This is a genomic window from Vibrio qinghaiensis (assembly GCF_002257545.1).
GTDB lineage: Bacteria > Pseudomonadota > Gammaproteobacteria > Enterobacterales > Vibrionaceae > Vibrio > Vibrio ordalii.
The window spans coordinates 896226-914003 of record NZ_CP022742.1; the positions used below are offsets into that span (position 1 = coordinate 896226).

Consider the following 17778-nt stretch of genomic DNA (forward strand, 5'->3'; position numbering starts at 1 on the left):
TCTTTGAAAAGGTAAAGGAAATGACTGAATTACTTCACAGCCCACTGCTTAGCCAGTTAAGTACCGAAAATGAGTTTGTTGCACGCCACAACGGACCCAACTCAGCCGATCAACAAAAAATGCTCAACGCGATTAACGCCGAAAGCTTAGCCGCGTTAATCGAACAAACCGTTCCTGCGCAAATTCGTTTAGAAAGCCCAATGTCCCTTGCTGCGCCTAAAAGCGAAGCCGATATGCTCAGCGCGATGAAAGTATTTGCCAATCAAAACCAGATTAAACGCACGTTCATTGGCCAAGGTTACTACAACACCTTCACACCGAACGTCATTTTGCGTAACGTACTGGAAAATCCGGGCTGGTATACGGCTTACACGCCCTACCAGCCAGAAATCTCTCAAGGTCGTTTGGAATCGCTGCTTAACTACCAACAAATGGTGATGGATTTAACTGCAATGGATATTGCCAACGCGTCGCTGCTCGATGAAGCAACGGCCGCTGGCGAAGCAATGACACTGTGTAAACGCGCAGGAAAAAGCAAAAGTAACGTCTTTTTTGTGGCGGACGATGTTCATCCACAAACCATTGAAGTGGTAAAAACTCGCGCTGAATTTATCGGTTTTGAGGTACAAATCGGCGCACTCGACTCATTGCCTGAACAAGATGTGTTTGGCGCGCTGCTGCAATACCCAAGCACCACAGGTGAAGTGCGTGATTTAAGCGACCTGATTGCTAAAGCGCAAGCCAATAAAATCTTGGTCACTGTTGCCACAGATTTACTGGCCAGCACCTTGCTGAAACCAGCAGGTGAAATGGGCGCGGATGTCGTGATTGGCTCGGCTCAACGTTTCGGTGTCCCTATGGGTTATGGCGGCCCACACGCCGCCTTTATGGCCACGCGTGAAGCGCACAAACGCACTATGCCCGGCCGCGTGATCGGAGTGTCGATTGACGCCAAAGGTAAACCAGCACTGCGCATGGCAATGCAAACTCGCGAGCAGCACATTCGCCGCGAAAAAGCGACCTCGAACATCTGTACCGCGCAAGCTCTGCTGGCTAATATGGCCTCGTTTTATGCTGTCTATCATGGCGCAGAAGGGTTGCGCACCATTGCGCGCCGTACTCATCATATGACAGCAATTCTAGCGGCAGGCTTAACTCAAGCGGGTTACGAATTGGTGCATAACAGCTTCTTTGACACGATTACCTTAAAGAGTGCCGCTCAAACTCAAGCGATCTACGCAAAAGCGCAACAAGCCGACATCAACTTACGCCGCTTTGATGACCAACTGGGCATCAGTTTAGATGAAACCACCACCACAGCTGATCTTGAAACCCTGTTTGCGGTTTTCGATATTAAGCAATCGGTAAGCGCGCTGTCGGCAGAAATTGCCGCCAACGAATTTGCAGCGATGCCAGAACAGTGCCGCCGTCAATCTCGCTTCCTAACGCATCCTGTGTTCAACACCTATCACAGCGAAACGCAAATGATGCGTTATTTGAAAAAACTTGAGAATAAAGATTTTTCATTAACTCACGGCATGATCCCGCTTGGCAGTTGCACCATGAAACTGAACGCCGCAGCCGAGATGATCCCTGTCACTTGGCCTGAATTTGGTTCAATCCACCCATTTGCACCGAAAGAGCAAGCCGCAGGTTACGCCGCTCTCGCTAAAGATTTAAAAGAAAAGCTCTGTGAAATCACAGGCTATGATGCCTTCTCGCTACAACCGAATTCCGGTGCTTCTGGCGAATATGCAGGGCTTGTGGCGATTCAGCGCTACCACAAAAGCCGTGGTGAAGGGCATCGTAACGTCTGCTTAATTCCGAGCTCAGCACACGGCACCAACCCTGCAACCGCTTCAATGGTTTCGATGAAGGTGGTGGTCGTGAAATGTGATAATAACGGCAACGTTGATATCGCAGACCTCGCAGACAAAATTGAGAAGCATAAAGAGCACCTCTCTAGCATCATGATCACTTATCCTTCAACGCACGGCGTTTACGAAGAACAAGTTAAAGAAGTGTGTAACATGGTTCACGCCGCGGGCGGCCAAGTTTACCTTGATGGTGCCAACATGAACGCGCAAGTTGGTTTGACCAATCCGGGCTTTATTGGCTCTGATGTTTCTCACCTTAACCTGCACAAAACATTCTGTATTCCTCATGGCGGTGGCGGCCCAGGTATGGGACCGATTGGTGTAAAATCTCACCTAGCGCCTTTCCTACCGGGACATATTGAAGGGGGAGTTGAAGGCAGCGATCACGCCGTATCTGCGGCCGATTTAGGCAGCGCTTCTATTTTACCTATCTCATGGGCTTATATTGCCATGATGGGTGCAGAAGGCTTAACCACTGCGACTCAAGTCGCTATTTTAAATGCCAACTACGTGATGGAAAGACTGCGCCCATACTATCCTATTCTTTACCGTGGCAGTAACGGCCGCGTAGCGCACGAATGCATTATTGATATTCGTCCGCTTAAAGAAGCGACCGGTATCAGCGAAGAAGACATTGCTAAACGTTTGATGGATTATGGCTTCCACGCACCGACGATGTCCTTCCCTGTTGCTGGTACCTTGATGATTGAACCAACCGAATCGGAAGACTTAGCCGAATTGGATCGCTTCTGCGAGGCGATGATTGCGATTCGCGCCGAAATGGAGAAAGTTCAATCAGGCGAATGGCCATTAGCCGACAACCCGTTAGTGAATGCGCCGCATACACAATCGGATCTCGCGAGTGAAGCATGGGCTCACCCATATTCTCGTGAAACGGCTTGCTTCCCATCCGCTCATACTAAGGCATCAAAATACTGGCCAACCGTGAGCCGTGTCGATAACGTATACGGTGACCGTAACCTTGTCTGCTCATGCCCAAGTATTGATAACTACCAAGAGTAAGTGCTGATGTTGATGACTATTCACCATAGTTTGTGAGCGTAATTAAGATTATGACTGACTGAGTTATCCATATTCAATAATAAAGGCGAACTGAGAGGTTCGCCTTTTTGTATTAATTATTTTTGAACAAGAATGAGCTTTGGAAAATTAAACATTATCAATTCATGAATAACTTCAAGTATTGCTAAGTGAGTATTGAGGAGCTAGCGCAACGAGTTAAACTGCGCTAGCCAAAAAAGAGATGATGTCTACGGATTCAGTGCTATTACGTTAAATCGACACGACACCTACGAACAACGAGCGTTACTTTGAATGCTCCTTCCTGAATTAATAGACCTGCCTTATCTGATTATTTTCAACTGCGCCTGGATTATAAAGCCAAATCATTTTTTTCTAATGAAGCCCAGTCAATCATGTCAAAGACTGCGACAGACTCGGTTTGAGATCCTGGAAACTTCAGCAACTGTTTAGCATTATCTCGCCATTCAGACAAAACATTTTCGTCAATCCATACTTTGGCACATTTTAAGGCCTCATTACCCATTCCGAATATTGGCATCGGAGCATCTTCTTCATCTCTATTATTCATATCAAAATAAGATCCTGTCGTAGCCTCAATCATCGACTTAAGAACTGCGTAATTATCATGACTCCGACTCGCTTGTTCCTTCTTGTCGCCATGCATAATATCGTTCAGAAGAGACTGAGTGACGTAGTATGGTGAGCATACTACGCCTTCATCCGTTGTGTTGTAGCCCGGAGCAATAAGGTTATCAACGTCAATATGTCTGACTATTTTATCGTTGAATGTTAAATTTTCAGGCTTAATATCGTGGAAATAAATAGATTGATCGTGCAAGTTTTTTAGGTCGCTAAGCAAAGTTTTAAATGCAAGAAGCTTAACGGATTTTCCCTCCTCAATAAGAGAGGCAACTTCCCTTCCCCCATTGCGTGCAATCATGGTTGTAGGATTGACGTACTGTGCCTTACATATTGATTCGTAATCTCGCAAAGTATAATTAGCTAACTGGTTGTAGCTTCGTTGGTTAAGACCTTCGTCTAGGCGGTGAACATGGAGTTGAACAAATTTTTCGTCGCTACGTATGAGCTGCTTAAAACCGCCTTTTCTTCCTTTCTGAAAATTATCGGGGGTTCGGCTAAGAAACAGGCCTTTTTGATCATAGAAATAACTTCGACACGCATTTGAATTAGTTAATGTCTTGATACCAAGCTCATTCTCCGATTTGACTTTTTTCCTCTGTTTATATGCTTTGAATGTATCTCCAATTAAGTTAGCAGCATATTTTTCTTGTTTTGTTTTGGTGAACGAGTTTGAGAATTCAGCCCCTACCTTAATGTTTTTTATTCGTTTCCCTATTGATTGTTCTGGTTGACTATTGAATTGACGGATAAGATTTCTAACCCTCGAACTTGGGTCTTGATTGGTAACAACATTAGAACATGTTTTTATATTTATAGTTCTCGTTGAGTCTTCAAAATGAGCTATTTTTTCTGCAACAAATGATAATGGTATTTTCATACTGGGAAATAGTAATTAAATTTTAGGTAACAATGATTATTCTCACAAAATTATCAATTTCACGTGATTTTTTCTGAATTTCCCTGCCAATTGCTACCACCCAAAGAAATGTACATTAAGCAGAATAGATTTTCTCAGTCAAATACTCGATGAACTGCATCGTCTGCGTTGCAAAAATCCGACTCTAGCTACCACCATTTTCAGGCTTGAACTTTTCAGAGAGAACATAATCACTAAGATGACGAGCAACGCTAGATTGATGGATACGAAGAGCTTGAAAAATCATGACCTGACTCCAGCCTTCAGAAGCCAGCAAAACGGCTTTAATACGGTCACGTACTCGACCATCACGATTGGAATCATGCATCTGTTCGAGTTGCCGTTTTTGTTCAGGAGTGGCTACGATTTTCATGGTGCGTAGCATTATCCTGATTTCATGGAAAATCAAGCATCTTCAATGATCACGGGTAGCAATGATCACGGATATATAATAATAAAAAATCAACATTAAATAACTTTGTCAATAATTAAAGTTAATAACAAAAACATCAACTCACATGCCACACACAAAAATTTAATTATCATTAAATTCAATAAAAATAGTGCCCAATATCATATTTGCTTCAATGAATAATTTTTCGCATTGACTTACAAAAGAAAAGACATGATGTTAGCTCCATGTTAAACCAATGTTGCGTGATGCTTAGTTTGTGTTTTTATTTTTTCATCAACAAATTGAAATAAGCATCTATACCCAGTTGCAGGTAAAAACGTAGTAAAAATTGCTGCCGCTTCAAGTAGGAATAGTATAAAAATGACAAAACACATACCATTTATAATCAATGGCAAGATTTCGACTGTCTCAAAATTAGAAAAGCCAGAATTGAATAGCGTTATTTTTCGAGAGAAGACTCTCGACTTAGATATTTTAACTGACCATATTACTGATGAAATCATAGACCATAAAAAAACTCGTGAATTAACACTCAATAATATTGTTAATTTCCTTTATACCGTTGGTCAGCGTTGGAAAAATGAAGAATACACCAGACGACGTAGTTACATTCGTGACTTAAAGAATTACTTGGGTTATTCCGAAGAAATGGCCAAATTAGAAACCAATTGGATCGCCATGATTCTGTGCTCTAAAAGTGCATTGTATGACATTGTACAAACTGAGCTAGGCTCACGTCATATATTGGATGAATGGATAGCACAAGATGAATGCTATGTTAAGGCACTGCCCAAAGGCCGTTCACTCCATTTATTAGCGGGCAATGTGCCTCTTTCTGGCGTGACCTCTATTTTGCGCGCCATTCTGACCAAGAATCAGATAATCGTAAAAATGTCGTCGAATGACCCGTTCACCCCTCATGCATTAGCGATGAGTTTTATAGATGTCGACCCAAATCATCCCATTACCCAATCCATCTCCGTTATTTATTGGCCTCATACTCAATGCACTCAGGTAGCCCAGCGTTTAATGCAAAAGATGGATGTGGTCGTCGCTTGGGGCGGTTCAGAAGCAATACGTTGGGCAGCCGAGCACACGCCTTCGCATGCTGAGCTCATTAAGTTTGGCCCGAAAAAAAGCCTCACTATTATCAATGATCCTGAAAATTTAATCGAAGCGGCCGAAGGAGCAGCTCACGACATCTGTTTTTACGACCAACAAGCCTGCTTTTCTACTCAAAATCTTTTTTATCTCGGCTCTCGTTTTCCTGAATTTAAACAAGCGTTAAGAGAGCAGTTACAGCGCTATGCTCGAATTTTGCCGAAATCACAGTCCAGTATTGATGAACAAGCCGACTTCTCCTTAACACTGCGTGAATGCCAATTTGCGGGGTTTACCTCAGAAATGGGCAGTCAACAGGATTGGATGATGATTGAATCTCCAGCTGGCACAGAGCTGAATCATCCGCTAGGGCGCTGCATTTATCTGCATCAAATGGCGTCATTTGAGGAAATTTTGCCCTTTGTGATAAAAGGACAAACTCAAACTGTTTCCCTATTTCCTTGGTCCTGTTCATTTCAATATCGAGATCAACTCGCCGCTCACGGGGCTGAACGTATCGTCGAATCTGGAATGAATAATATTTTCCGCGTCGGTGGTGCCCATGATGTCATGCGCCCATTACAGCGTTTAGTACGTTTTATTTCCCATGAACGCCCAAGCCATTTTACAACCAAAGATGTCGCCGTAGATATTGAACAAACACGCTATTTAGAAGAAGACAAATTCTTAGTCTTTGTTCCTTAGTTACTTAAACCAACGTCATAAAGGAGAAATGAATGTCTCACCGATCACATTGGGAAGTGGATGAACCCTGCACCATTGATCATGTGATTTCCTTATCTGGAAATCAGCAAATCCATGTTTGGGAAACACCTCCAATACTTAAATTTAATCAGATGCCAACACGGCGGAATAGTATTTTGATCGCTTCTGGTTTTGCTCGTCGGATGGACCATTTTGCAGGTCTAGCACGATATTTGTCAGCCAATGGATTTCATGTCTATCGCTATGATTCACTTCACCACGTTGGATTAAGCTCAGGCACAATTGATCAATACACGATGAGCATTGGCAAGCAGAGTCTTGAAATCGTGATGGCTTGGCTTAATAACCGTGGAGTAACAGACGTTGGGGTGATTGCCGCAAGCTTATCCGCTCGAATTGCTTACGCCACCGTTAATGAACTTGACCTATCCTTCTTGATCTCCGCGGTTGGAGTTGTGAATCTGCGCGATACATTAGAGAAAGCCTTCGGCTTTGATTATCTCAGTCTCCCTATTCAAGATTTGCCAAACGATCTGGATTTTGAAGGCCATAAATTAGGTGCTGAAGTCTTTGTTCGTGATTGTTTTGCGAATAACTGGGATAGCTTTTCATCCACCGTCGAACAAATGCGCCATCTCTCAATCCCTTTCATCGCGTTCACCGCGAATGGGGATGATTGGGTCAAACAAGACGAAGTCATTGAACTTCTTTCTCAACTCCCTGCAGGTCAAAGCAAGCTCTATTCCCTGCTTGGAAGTTCCCATGATCTCGGTGAGAACTTAGTAGTACTTCGCAACTTCTATCAATCAGTCACTAAAGCCGCACTCGCACTCGATTCAAATAGTTTCGATATTGATATTCCGTTTGTGGAGCCCACATTTGAACAATTGACTATCACGACCGTCAATGAGCGTCGAATGAAAAATCAAATTGAAACTGAAACTGAAACGGCCATGCAGGCTTAAGCCCGCTCATACACTTACCTACCTTAATAAAGGATATTTTATGAAATTTGGAAATTTCTTACTGACCTACCAACCACCTGGGTTATCACAGACAGAAGTGATCCAACGTTTGGTTAATCTTGGACGTGCTTCAGAATCATGCGGTTTCGAAGCAGTTTGGTTACTAGAACATCATTTCACTGAGTTTGGTCTACTCGGTAATCCTTATGTCGCAGCCGCTAATCTCCTTGGTGCAACGAAACATCTTCATGTAGGTACAGCGGCGATCGTTCTACCGACCGCTCACCCCATCCGACAACTTGAAGATGTGAACTTGCTCGATCAACTTTCAAAAGGACGTTTTCGCTTTGGCATTTGTCGTGGACTCTATGACAAAGATTTTCGTGTGTTTGGCACTGACATGAACAACAGCCGCGCGTTGATGGATTGTTGGTACGACTTAATCACGACAGGCATGACACAAGGCACAGTATCCGCTGATAACGAACATATCCATTTCCCTGAAGTGAAAGTCCAACCCGCACCCTATCACCGTAGTGGTGCTCCTGTTTATGTGGTAGCAGAGTCTGCTTCAACAACTGAGTGGGCAGCAAAACGTGGTTTACCCATGATTCTAAGTTGGATTATCAACACCCATGAGAAAAAAGCGCAGCTTGATCTATATAACGAGATCGCTTTAGAGCATGGACACGATATCCAGAATATTGATCACTGCCTCTCCTACATCACCTCTGTAGATCATGATTCACAACACGCAAAAGATATTTGTCGCCAATTTCTCGCCCACTGGTATGACTCCTATGTCAATGCTACCCGCATTTTTGATGATTCAGACCAAACTAAAGGCTATGACTTTAATAAAGGACAATGGCGAGATTTTGTCTTAAAAGGCCATCGTGATACTAATCGCCGGATTGATTACAGCTACGAGATCAATCCGGTAGGAACGCCAGAAGAATGCATTCGAATTATCCAGCAAGACATTGATACAACAGGCATTACTAATATCTGCTGTGGATTTGAAGCCAACGGTTCAGAACAAGAAATTATCGCCTCAATGAAGTTGTTCCAAGCTGAGGTGATGCCTCGCCTCAAAAACCCAAACTAACACCAACTATTTTCAGAGGAAGAACCTATGAAATTCGGATTATTTTTCTTAAATTTCCTTCATTCAGGTCAATCGTGCACAGAAGTTTTCGATGCCATGATCGATAGCGTGAACTATGCAGAAAAAGGACATTTTGATCGACTATTTATTTATGAAAACCATTTTAATGACCATGGTATTGTGGGCGCCCCCCTCACAGCGGCCAGTTTTTTATTGGGCATGACTGAGCGTATCAAGGTCGGTTCGCTCAATCATGTTCTGACAACTCACCATCCCGTCCGAACGGCTGAAGAAACGGGACTACTCGATCAAATGAGTCAAGGCCGTTTCATTTTAGGCTTCAGTGATTGTGAAAACCGCGACGAGATGATCTTTTTTAACCGCCCTTTAGATTCTCAGCAGCCGATATTTGAAGCCTGTTATCAGATCATAAATGATGCTTTAACCTCCGGTTATTGCCATCCAGATAATGACTTTTACAGTTTCCCAAAAATTTCTGTTAACCCACACAGTTATACCCAAGGAGGCCCACAACAGTATGTTTATGCCTCTAGTACACAAGTCGTGGGATGGGCAGCTAAACGGGCATTACCGCTGACCTTTAAATGGGATGATAGCAACACGACTCGGCAGCAGTATGCGCGACATTATCGAGAGACCGCTAAAAAATACGGTGTCGATGTTCAAGCAGTGCGACATCAACTCGCGTTATTGATCAATCAAAATGATGATGGTGAAATCGCGCGTATAGAGGCTCGCCAATACCTCACTCAATACGTTATAGAACGCTACCCTAGCGATGAAATTGAAATCGTCTTAGAACGAATCATCAAAGAGAGTGCTATTGGCACCTACGAAGAAAGCACTCAAGCTGCTCGTATGGCTATTGAGATGTGTGGAGCTTCCGATCTGCTGATCTCCGTTGAGTCGATTAAAGAGCCAGCTCACCGTCTGCATGTATTGGATGTGATTAATAGCAACATCGCTAAATACCATCAATAAAAGGCTTTTCTTTTTCCCTTGGGCCGTCATTACCTCCTTCGGCGGCGGCCCTTTTTTAAGGAATAAACAATGGATACCACACTGCCCTTAATTGACAAGCAAGCCGTTGATAAATTTGATATTGAAGCAAGCTCCTACCTTGATGACTTAATCTTCATGAGTGAACCGAATTCATGGTCATACGAAGAGCAGGAAAAAATTCGACATGATGTGATCATGAAAGCCTTTCGTTGGCACTACCAAAACAATACTGACTATCGTCGTTATTGCCAAACTATCGGTATTGGCCTTGAAATAGAGCATTTGGACGATATCCCCGTCTATCCCACGTCGATATTTAAAACCATGCGAGTGACCAGCGCAAAACCTCAAGAGATCGAGCATTGGTTTACAAGCAGTGGGACTCAGGGACAAAAAAGTCATATTCCACGAGATCGTCTGAGCATTGAGCGTTTGTTAGGTTCTGTAAACTATGGAATGAAATTAGTGGGCGCATGGTTTGACCATGAGATGGAGCTTGTTAATTTAGGCCCCGATCGATTTAACGCTCACAACATATGGTTTAAATATGTGATGAGTCTTGTTGAATTACTCTACCCAACCGCTTTTACAGCAAAAGATGATCTCGTGGATTTTGACCAAACCCTCATGCACTTATATCGCATTCAAAGCATGGGAAAAACTACTTGCTTAATTGGTCCCCCCTATTTTGTTTATCTTCTATGCCAGCACATGAAAGCAGAAAAAATCCACTTCAGAGCAGGGCATAAGCTCTACATCATAACGGGTGGTGGTTGGAAAACTCACGAAAACTCCGCCTTAAATAGAGATCAATTCAATCAATTATTGATGGAAACTTTTGGTCTCAATGATATAAGCCAAATACGCGATACGTTCAACCAAGTTGAACTCAACACTTGCTTTTTTGAAGATGATCAGCAACGCAAATGTGTTCCGCCTTGGGTTTATGCTCGGGCTTTAAATCCCCGAACTCTCCAACCTCTGCCTGATGGGGAAATAGGTTTAATGAGTTACATGGATGCCTCTGCTACAAGCTATCCTGCATTTTTAATTACTGATGATCTTGGTTACATTCATCAGCACACTGAAAAGATTGCCTACACGACGGTACAAATTGTACGCAGAATCAATACACGAGCCCAAAAAGGCTGTGCCCTAAAGATGTCACAACATTTTTCATTCCCTCAAATCACACCTCAATAAGAATAGGAATAAGAAAATGAAATTTTCATGTCACGTTCATACAGTGCAGCACCTAGCACCGGGGATCTACCAAATCATTTTGGCTCCACACTACCCCTTAGATTTTAAAGCCGGACAATTTTTGAAGCTCACATTGGCAGGTAAAGATCGCTACTTTTCTATTGCTAGTTGTCCTTCACAACCAGGATTTATAGAACTACATATTGGAACCTCAAAGACTGATGAAGGCATTCTTAGTACTATTGCTGCCTTACATGAGTTTAAAGAAGCTGAACTTCCACTAGAAATTGAAGGACCACTTGGTAATGCTTGGCTACGTAAAGAGAGCAACAATCCCATATTATTTATTGCTGGAGGAACGGGAATATCCTACATAATGAGCTTACTTAGAAATGCTCTTCATAATCAACTCGATCAGAGCATTTATCTTTACTGGGGAGTGAAAGGGATTAACCAATTGTATCTTCACCCAGAATTATTAATGCTTTCAGATCAATATCCTAATCTACACTATGTGTGTTCGCTGGAGGAATCCTGCGACCAAATAATGAGCAGGGAAGGATTAGTGGTTGATGCAATATTAAATGACTTTTCAGATTTGCAAGATTTTGACATCTACTTATGTGGGCCAATAAATATGATTAAAGAAGGCAAAAAGTATCTACTTGAAAAATGCAATGCAACCATGGGAAATATGTATGGTGATGGATTAGCCTACGTATAATAGACATGAGAGTGCCCTGAATTTTGTGTAATTGTCTAAACTTAAGCCTTAAAGACTAAGAAAAAAATATAGATAAGAAAGGAACTCAAACCCTTCGCTCGCGAAGCCGCTATACCCGTTCAACTTGAAGATGCAGGTTTCAATATCTGAAAATTATCCGTAATTCTAGATACCAGTGAGCCTGCAACTTCTGCTAGCGTTACATCGAAAAACTTTTTGATAGCAGAGGTGAATGAATCATGCATCTGTTCGAGTTGCCGTTTTTGTTCAGGAGTGGCTACGATTTTCATGGTGCGTAGCATTATCCTGATTTCATGGAAAATCAAGCATCTTCAATGATCACGGGTAGCAATGATCACGGATATATCGCTAACAAATAAAACTGTGAACCAATCTCACAAATATTTGTTTAAAATAACGCCGATTGATAAATAAAAATATGAGAAGTAGTCTACAACTTTAGTTTAAATCGATTTTCTCTATTAAATTCATCGTTATTTCCCATTTAGTGAAAAGGGTTATTTACCCGTATATTCTCGCTGGGCAGAAAAGAGCTTTTGATTTCTTCATTCTCCGCAACGTCGGTCAGAATGGCAGGTCGCATTGGAGAGCAACCATGCATATGTCAAAAAGCTTTTTAATTATTTCAATGGGGTTAGTGGCAGTATCCGTACAGGCACAAACTCTGACACTAGACAACGGCGCGCCAGTTGGCGATAACCAAAATTCCATCACGGCAGGTGAACATGGCAGTGTGTTGCTGCAAGATGTTCATCTGATCCAAAAATTGCAGCGTTTTGCCAGAGAACGTATTCCTGAGCGGGTTGTGCACGCCAGAGGAACAGGAGCGCATGGTGAGTTTGTCGCATCCGGTGATTTTAGTGATCTGACACTCTCATCGCCGTTCACCAGCAAAGGCAAAATCACGCCAGTATTTGTACGTTTTTCAACGGTGGTTCACTCAAAAGGCTCACCAGAAACGCTGCGCGATCCGCGAGGTTTTGCGACCAAATTTTACACCGAACAAGGCAACTGGGATTTGGTTGGGAACAACCTGCCTGTGTTCTTCATTCGTGATTCGATCAAGTTTCCGGATATGGTTCACTCGCTGAAACCATCGCCCGTCACCAATCTCCAGGATCCGAATCGCTTTTTTGATTTTTTCAGTCATGAGCCAGGGTCTACACATATGTTGACTTGGGTGTATACCAACTTAGGTACACCTGCTAGCTACCGAACCATGGACGGTTTTGGAGTTCACGCTTACAAATGGATCAACCAAAAAGGCGATGTGAACTACGTGAAATTCCATTGGAAAAGCTTGCAAGGAATTGAAAGTTTGCGCCCTGATGAGGTCATAAAAGTTCAGGGGCAGGACTTCAACCATTTGACTGATGATCTCTATGCACAAATTAACGCGGGTAATCACCCAAAATGGGATCTTTATGTACAAGTGTTGACTCCAGAACAACTGAGCAAACTGGATTACAACGGCTTAGATGCCACCAAAGTATGGTTGGATTTACCCGAGAAGAAAGTCGGTACGATGACTTTGAACAAGGTGCCTAACAACTTCTTTTTGGAAACCGAACAGTCGGCATTTGCACCATCAAACCTAATTCCTGGCATTGAGCCATCGGAAGACCGTCTGTTGCAGGGGCGTTTATTTGCGTACGCCGATACACAACTGTATCGCTTAGGCGCCAATTTGTTCCAACTGCCCATTAACCGCCCGTTGGTTGAGGTGAACAGTCATAACCAAGAGGGCGCGAGTAATAATGCACAAACGGCTTCAGACATTAACTACCAACCCAGTCGTAAGCTTGAATTGAAAGAGGACCCTCAATTTAAAGCGGTACAAACTCAGTTGGTTGGAAGTGTCCAGCAAAAAGCGATCAGCAATCCGCGCAACTTTTATCAAGCGGGCGTGTTCTATCGCAGCTTAAATGAACGGGACAAACAAGACCTCATCACCAACTTGGCGGGTGACTTAAACAAAGTCACGGACAAAGAGATCAAAGCCACTATGGTCAGCCATTTCTACCGAGCGGATAAGGATTACGGCACTCGCTTAGCCAGTGCGACCAATACCGACTTGAAACAAGTGGTAAAACTGGCCGCGATGTAACCGATAAAAATTTGCCCCGCAAGAGATAAATCCGCTCTTTTCTGCCCAGAAAATAGGACTCTTGTGGGGCATTCACGATAGCAAAGGAGAGGAATGATGAAATGGCTATGGCCGCTCGCCTTAACTGGCTTATTGGTACTATCCCCTTTTAGATTCAGTGTTGCGGCCTCGGAGCCGTCTGGCATTGTCGGGGAAGATATACACCAAGAATATCAATCTCTGATCTCACTCTTTTTCGCGGCAGCAAGAACGGGGAATGACGAAGTTGTGAATGAATTTCTTTCCGCAGGATTTCCGATTAATCAACGAAATGCAGAGAGCTATACCGCATTAATGGTTGCCGCTTACCAAGGCAACGCACAGACCGTGGAACTCTTACTGCGCTTCGGAGCGAATGCTTGTTTGCAAGATAAACGTGGTAATACTGCTTTAATGGGAGCTCTACTGAAGCGGGAAATACAAATCGCGAGAGCCTTGTACCAAGCAGAGTGTGCGGATGACCTTCGCAATAAAGCGGGACTCTCGGTGCAAGAATTTGCTGAGTTATACGGTCAATCTGAGACGTTAAAAGCGCTGCATCAAGAAAAATTGGCCGTGTCGTCTCCTACTCAATCACGGCTTTTCAACTAATATGTATTACTTTCAAACCCTCAATAAGGATATCCATCATGAATAAATCTACTTTGTTTGCTGCCGTCGCTTTCTTCACTTCTTCGGTTTTGGCTCAAGAAATGACCGTGGTGATGACGGATTTGAGCTCTGGCCAATCCGTGGGTACCGTTACCTTAACTAATAGCGAGCATGGTACGGTATTTACCCCGCAATTAACTGGCTTACCAGCCGGTTTGCACGGTTTTCATGTGCATGCGAATGACTCATGTGAAACCTCGTCCAAAGATGGCAAAACCGTATTAGGTGGCGCTGCGGGTGGGCATTATGATCCGCAAAATACCGGAAAACACGGCTATCCGTGGACAAACGACAATCACTTGGGCGACCTACCAGCTTTGTACGTGGATGCGCAAGGCCAAGCAAATCAACCTGTTTTGGCATCCCGCTTCAAAATGGCAGAGGTAAAAGGTAAAGCTTTGATGGTCCACGCGGGCGGGGATAACCATTCCGACCATCCAATGCCCTTGGGTGGCGGTGGTGCGCGCATCGTGTGTGGTGTGATTGGTTTATAAAACGCTTTGAATTAAGTTGGTCATCCTAGATGGCCAACAGTATTTTATCTCGCACTGGAATGTGAGCTGGGCTGAGTGATGCGTTGCCAAGTGCCTTGGCGATACATCTCAATTCCTTGCTCAGCAAAACGCAACGCATAGCAAAAAATGCCAAGCGTTGCGAATCACTCTTAAATAGTTTGTATGTTTAGATGAAAAACCTAGCTAGATCTTGAATGCAATGCAATGCATTGAATTAGATAATTATCAACACATTGCATGCAGACGGTACAAAATACAGCTTATTTATAAAAAGCTTCAACTTCACCTTTTAACTTAATCAGCATCGGCTGGCCAAAACGATCTTTAGCTTTCGGTGAAGGAATTTTCACCCACCCTTCACTAATGCAGTATTCTTCAACATCAGTACGCTCTTTACCATTTAGACGAATGCCAATGTGGTGTTCAAAGCACTCCGCTACATAGTGTGGGCTGCGAGGATTACCAGCAAGGTGATCCGGCAAAGTGGGTTTAGCTGTAGTGTCGTTCATGTTTATAACCTAAAATATGTAAAACAGTGCGCTATTGTAGACAATACAAGCCGACCGCTCAACATAGTAAAGATGCTATTTCATATGCGGTATAGAACGCAGAACTAGATGGCATATAACGCCCTGTTAAGGTGAGCAATGCAGAAGCCGCCGCAAACCACCTGAAACACTAAAAGCAACCCATAGTAAAAATGCCACGCGTTGCGAATCACTCTTAAATGCTTTGCTATAAGAAGCTAGGGGGTTCAAAACCGTCTCATTAACTCATTTGATAATATTTATGCAATTCATAACTACAATGATTTAATAAGCAATCTGTTGTCTATCGGTTTTTATACAGAACTGTATTGAGTGGCGCAAGTTTGTCGTTTAGTGTTTGCGATGAACTATAGATTCAAAATTAAAGATACCTTTGCTTGCAATTGGCCGCCGACTTAGGCGGCTTTTTCTTTCTAGCCAAACACGAAAGTCTCTTTATTCATAAGCAGCGGCATAGTAGAAAAGGGATACTGAAGTTTTCAGATGCTATGGTGTGCCTCCTCCCTGCGATACATATCAGGAATTCACAACGAACAGCGCTATAAGATTGGATGACTTGTCTTTGAGTTGAGGTCGGTGAACAAGGCGTGAATGAGTAAAAGGTCTAACGCACTTTGGGCATCAATAAGCCAGCACTAACCTCGCTAGCTTGGGGTAACAAAAATGAGCTGCGGAAGTCAGTGTAGTGAGTATCGCCATTCGCATGCTTTTCGATGGTCTACACAACAGAAAAATCAATAAAGCGAGCACGAAGCTCGCTTTTAACGATCTGTTTTTTTATTAATTACAGTAATTCAACCGATTGCTGAGCAATCACGAATTCTTCGTTGGTTGGTACCACAAGAGCTACGGCATTTAATTGCTCAGATTTTGCGATAATGCCAGCATTACCGAATCGAGCTTGCTCGTTGCCCTGCTCATCTTCCACAAAACCAAGAATTTTCAGGTTGCGTAGAATTTCACGACGAATGGGCAATGCGTTTTCACCAATACCGCCAGTGAAAATAATACCATCGAGCGAGTCAAGCGCCGCAAGGTATGACGCGATGTATTTGGCCACACGGTAGGTGAAGACTTGGAAGGCCAATATAGCACCTTCGTGACCTTGCTCCATGGCTTCTAGAATGCCACGTGCATCGCTGGTTAAACCAGAAACACCCAAGAAACCGGAGGCTTTGTTCAATGAATTAAACACTTGTTCTTGTGTCCACCCCTTCTTCAATAGAAATTCAATGATGCCGGGGTCAAGGTCACCACAGCGAGTACCCATCATCAAACCGGAAAGCGGTGTAAAACCCATACTGGTATCGACACTCTGGCCATCTTTAATTGCGCACACTGACGCACCATTACCAAGGTGAACAGAAATAAAGCTGCTTTCTTCAACTGGCTTGTTGATCATTTTTGCCGCTTCACGGCTCACAAAATAATGGCTGGTTCCGTGGAAACCATAGCGGCGAATACCAAATTCGGTGTATAGCTCTTTTGCAATCGCACCTGTGTAGGCTTTTGCTGGCATAGTTTGGTGGAAAGCGGTATCAAAAACAGCAAACTGCGGTAACTCAGGAAACGCTAACATTGCCGCACGCATACCAATCGCGTGCGCTTTATTGTGTAGTGGTGCTAAATCGCTGAGCGCTTCCACTTCATTGACAATTCTTTCGTCTAACTTAACGGTTTTAGTAAACTTCTCACCACCATGTACTACGCGGTGTCCAATCGCAACGACATCATCAATCAAGCCGTAGCTTTTCACGAGCTCAACCAGCTTTGCAACTGCCAACTGGTGGTGATTGGCTTCACCTTGAATCACACAATTGGCTTTTTCTCCGTTAAACTTCCAGCTCATACGGGCATCATCAAGCCCAAAGCATTCACCTAGACCACTCAGTACGGCATCACCCGTATTTGAATCAATCACCGCAAACTTCAGTGATGAGCTGCCAGAGTTAATAACCAAAACAAACGAGTTCGACATGGGGTAAGTTTCCTGTTTTAGACTAAGTGTAGAAGTATACAACTTCTTGGTTTACGTGACCCTCATTATTCAATAATTTTTTAATCTTTCAACTTTGTTTTAGTTTTGACACCACTTCAAACGAATTTTTATTGATCTAAGGCAAGTTATTATTTCTTTTGATGTGAGAAATATA

General features: G+C 43.3%; 13 protein-coding genes and 2 pseudogenes. 10 read left to right on the top strand and 5 right to left on the bottom strand.

Going from position 1 to position 17778, the window contains the following annotated elements; genetic code table 11:
• Positions 1-20: 20 nt before the first annotated feature.
• Positions 21-2900, top strand: a complete 2880-nt coding sequence (gene gcvP / locus CCZ37_RS17880; RefSeq protein ID WP_094501836.1) for an aminomethyl-transferring glycine dehydrogenase — start codon at positions 21-23, stop codon at positions 2898-2900.
• Positions 2901-3270: 370 nt separating this feature from the next.
• Here the strand turns inward: gcvP and CCZ37_RS17885 are convergent, their stop codons facing one another.
• Both CCZ37_RS17885 and CCZ37_RS17890 read right to left on the bottom strand, forming a co-directional pair.
• A complete protein-coding gene (locus CCZ37_RS17885; RefSeq protein ID WP_094501838.1) occupies positions 3271-4440 on the bottom strand; it encodes a protein kinase family protein in 1170 nt (389 codons plus the stop codon).
• A 124-nt stretch (positions 4441-4564) separates the two neighbouring features.
• Positions 4565-4852 (bottom strand): annotated as a pseudogene (locus CCZ37_RS17890) (IS630 family transposase); the annotation flags it as partial.
• Between the two features lie 402 nt (positions 4853-5254).
• On the opposite strand from CCZ37_RS17890, the gene luxC reads away from it, so the two are divergent.
• The 6 genes from luxC (at position 5255) to fre (ending at position 11744) form a co-directional block, all read left to right on the top strand.
• On the top strand, positions 5255-6700 hold the full coding sequence (gene luxC / locus CCZ37_RS17895) for a long-chain-fatty-acyl-CoA reductase LuxC (RefSeq protein ID WP_094501840.1): 1446 nt from the start codon (positions 5255-5257) through the stop codon (positions 6698-6700).
• Positions 6701-6732: 32 nt separating this feature from the next.
• A complete protein-coding gene (gene luxD / locus CCZ37_RS17900; RefSeq protein ID WP_094501842.1) occupies positions 6733-7686 on the top strand; it encodes a fatty acid reductase transferase subunit LuxD in 954 nt (317 codons plus the stop codon).
• 40 nt (positions 7687-7726) lie between these two features.
• On the top strand, positions 7727-8794 hold the full coding sequence (gene luxA, locus CCZ37_RS17905; protein WP_094501844.1) for a luciferase subunit alpha: 1068 nt from the start codon (positions 7727-7729) through the stop codon (positions 8792-8794).
• A gap of 27 nt (positions 8795-8821) precedes the next feature.
• Positions 8822-9796 (top strand): luciferase subunit beta, encoded by a 975-nt coding sequence (luxB, locus tag CCZ37_RS17910; protein ID WP_094501846.1) that lies wholly within the window; start codon positions 8822-8824, stop codon positions 9794-9796.
• Positions 9797-9865: 69 nt separating this feature from the next.
• Entirely contained in the window at positions 9866-11020 is a 1155-nt protein-coding gene (luxE, locus tag CCZ37_RS17915) for a long-chain-fatty-acid--protein ligase LuxE (protein WP_094501848.1), read from the top strand.
• A 16-nt stretch (positions 11021-11036) separates the two neighbouring features.
• A complete protein-coding gene (gene fre / locus CCZ37_RS17920; protein ID WP_094501850.1) occupies positions 11037-11744 on the top strand; it encodes an NAD(P)H-flavin reductase in 708 nt (235 codons plus the stop codon).
• Between the two features lie 119 nt (positions 11745-11863).
• Here fre and CCZ37_RS17925 read toward each other — a convergent pair.
• Positions 11864-11980 (bottom strand): annotated as a pseudogene (locus CCZ37_RS17925) (IS630 family transposase); the annotation flags it as partial.
• 380 nt (positions 11981-12360) lie between these two features.
• On the opposite strand from CCZ37_RS17925, the gene katE1 reads away from it, so the two are divergent.
• The 3 genes from katE1 (at position 12361) to sodC (ending at position 15056) form a co-directional block, all read left to right on the top strand.
• Positions 12361-13872 (top strand): catalase KatE1, encoded by a 1512-nt coding sequence (gene katE1 / locus CCZ37_RS17930; protein ID WP_094501852.1) that lies wholly within the window; start codon positions 12361-12363, stop codon positions 13870-13872.
• A 93-nt stretch (positions 13873-13965) separates the two neighbouring features.
• On the top strand, positions 13966-14502 hold the full coding sequence (locus tag CCZ37_RS17935) for an ankyrin repeat domain-containing protein (RefSeq protein WP_094501854.1): 537 nt from the start codon (positions 13966-13968) through the stop codon (positions 14500-14502).
• 38 nt (positions 14503-14540) lie between these two features.
• Positions 14541-15056, top strand: coding sequence for a superoxide dismutase family protein (gene sodC, locus CCZ37_RS17940; protein ID WP_094501856.1), 516 nt, complete (start codon positions 14541-14543; stop codon positions 15054-15056).
• A gap of 281 nt (positions 15057-15337) precedes the next feature.
• On the opposite strand, the gene CCZ37_RS17945 is transcribed toward sodC, so the two are convergent.
• Together CCZ37_RS17945 and CCZ37_RS17955 are read right to left on the bottom strand one after the other, a co-directional pair.
• A complete protein-coding gene (locus CCZ37_RS17945) occupies positions 15338-15586 on the bottom strand; it encodes a DUF3297 family protein (protein ID WP_010320737.1) in 249 nt (82 codons plus the stop codon).
• A gap of 823 nt (positions 15587-16409) precedes the next feature.
• A complete protein-coding gene (locus CCZ37_RS17955) occupies positions 16410-17603 on the bottom strand; it encodes an acetate/propionate family kinase (RefSeq protein ID WP_094501860.1) in 1194 nt (397 codons plus the stop codon).
• Between the last annotated feature and the right edge of the window lie 175 nt (positions 17604-17778).

What these genes read in the sequence shown, in the direction of transcription:
- gcvP (WP_094501836.1), top strand. Translation starts at nt 21, where the DNA reads ATGACTGAATTACTTCACAGCCCACTGCTTAGCCAGTTAAGTACCGAA.
- CCZ37_RS17885 (WP_094501838.1), bottom strand. Translation starts at nt 4,440, where the DNA reads ATGAAAATACCATTATCATTTGTTGCAGAAAAAATAGCTCATTTTGAA.
- luxC (WP_094501840.1), top strand. Translation starts at nt 5,255, where the DNA reads ATGACAAAACACATACCATTTATAATCAATGGCAAGATTTCGACTGTC.
- luxD (WP_094501842.1), top strand. Translation starts at nt 6,733, where the DNA reads ATGTCTCACCGATCACATTGGGAAGTGGATGAACCCTGCACCATTGAT.
- luxA (WP_094501844.1), top strand. Translation starts at nt 7,727, where the DNA reads ATGAAATTTGGAAATTTCTTACTGACCTACCAACCACCTGGGTTATCA.
- luxB (WP_094501846.1), top strand. Translation starts at nt 8,822, where the DNA reads ATGAAATTCGGATTATTTTTCTTAAATTTCCTTCATTCAGGTCAATCG.
- luxE (WP_094501848.1), top strand. Translation starts at nt 9,866, where the DNA reads ATGGATACCACACTGCCCTTAATTGACAAGCAAGCCGTTGATAAATTT.
- fre (WP_094501850.1), top strand. Translation starts at nt 11,037, where the DNA reads ATGAAATTTTCATGTCACGTTCATACAGTGCAGCACCTAGCACCGGGG.
- katE1 (WP_094501852.1), top strand. Translation starts at nt 12,361, where the DNA reads ATGCATATGTCAAAAAGCTTTTTAATTATTTCAATGGGGTTAGTGGCA.
- CCZ37_RS17935 (WP_094501854.1), top strand. Translation starts at nt 13,966, where the DNA reads ATGATGAAATGGCTATGGCCGCTCGCCTTAACTGGCTTATTGGTACTA.
- sodC (WP_094501856.1), top strand. Translation starts at nt 14,541, where the DNA reads ATGAATAAATCTACTTTGTTTGCTGCCGTCGCTTTCTTCACTTCTTCG.
- CCZ37_RS17945 (WP_010320737.1), bottom strand. Translation starts at nt 15,586, where the DNA reads ATGAACGACACTACAGCTAAACCCACTTTGCCGGATCACCTTGCTGGT.
- CCZ37_RS17955 (WP_094501860.1), bottom strand. Translation starts at nt 17,603, where the DNA reads ATGTCGAACTCGTTTGTTTTGGTTATTAACTCTGGCAGCTCATCACTG.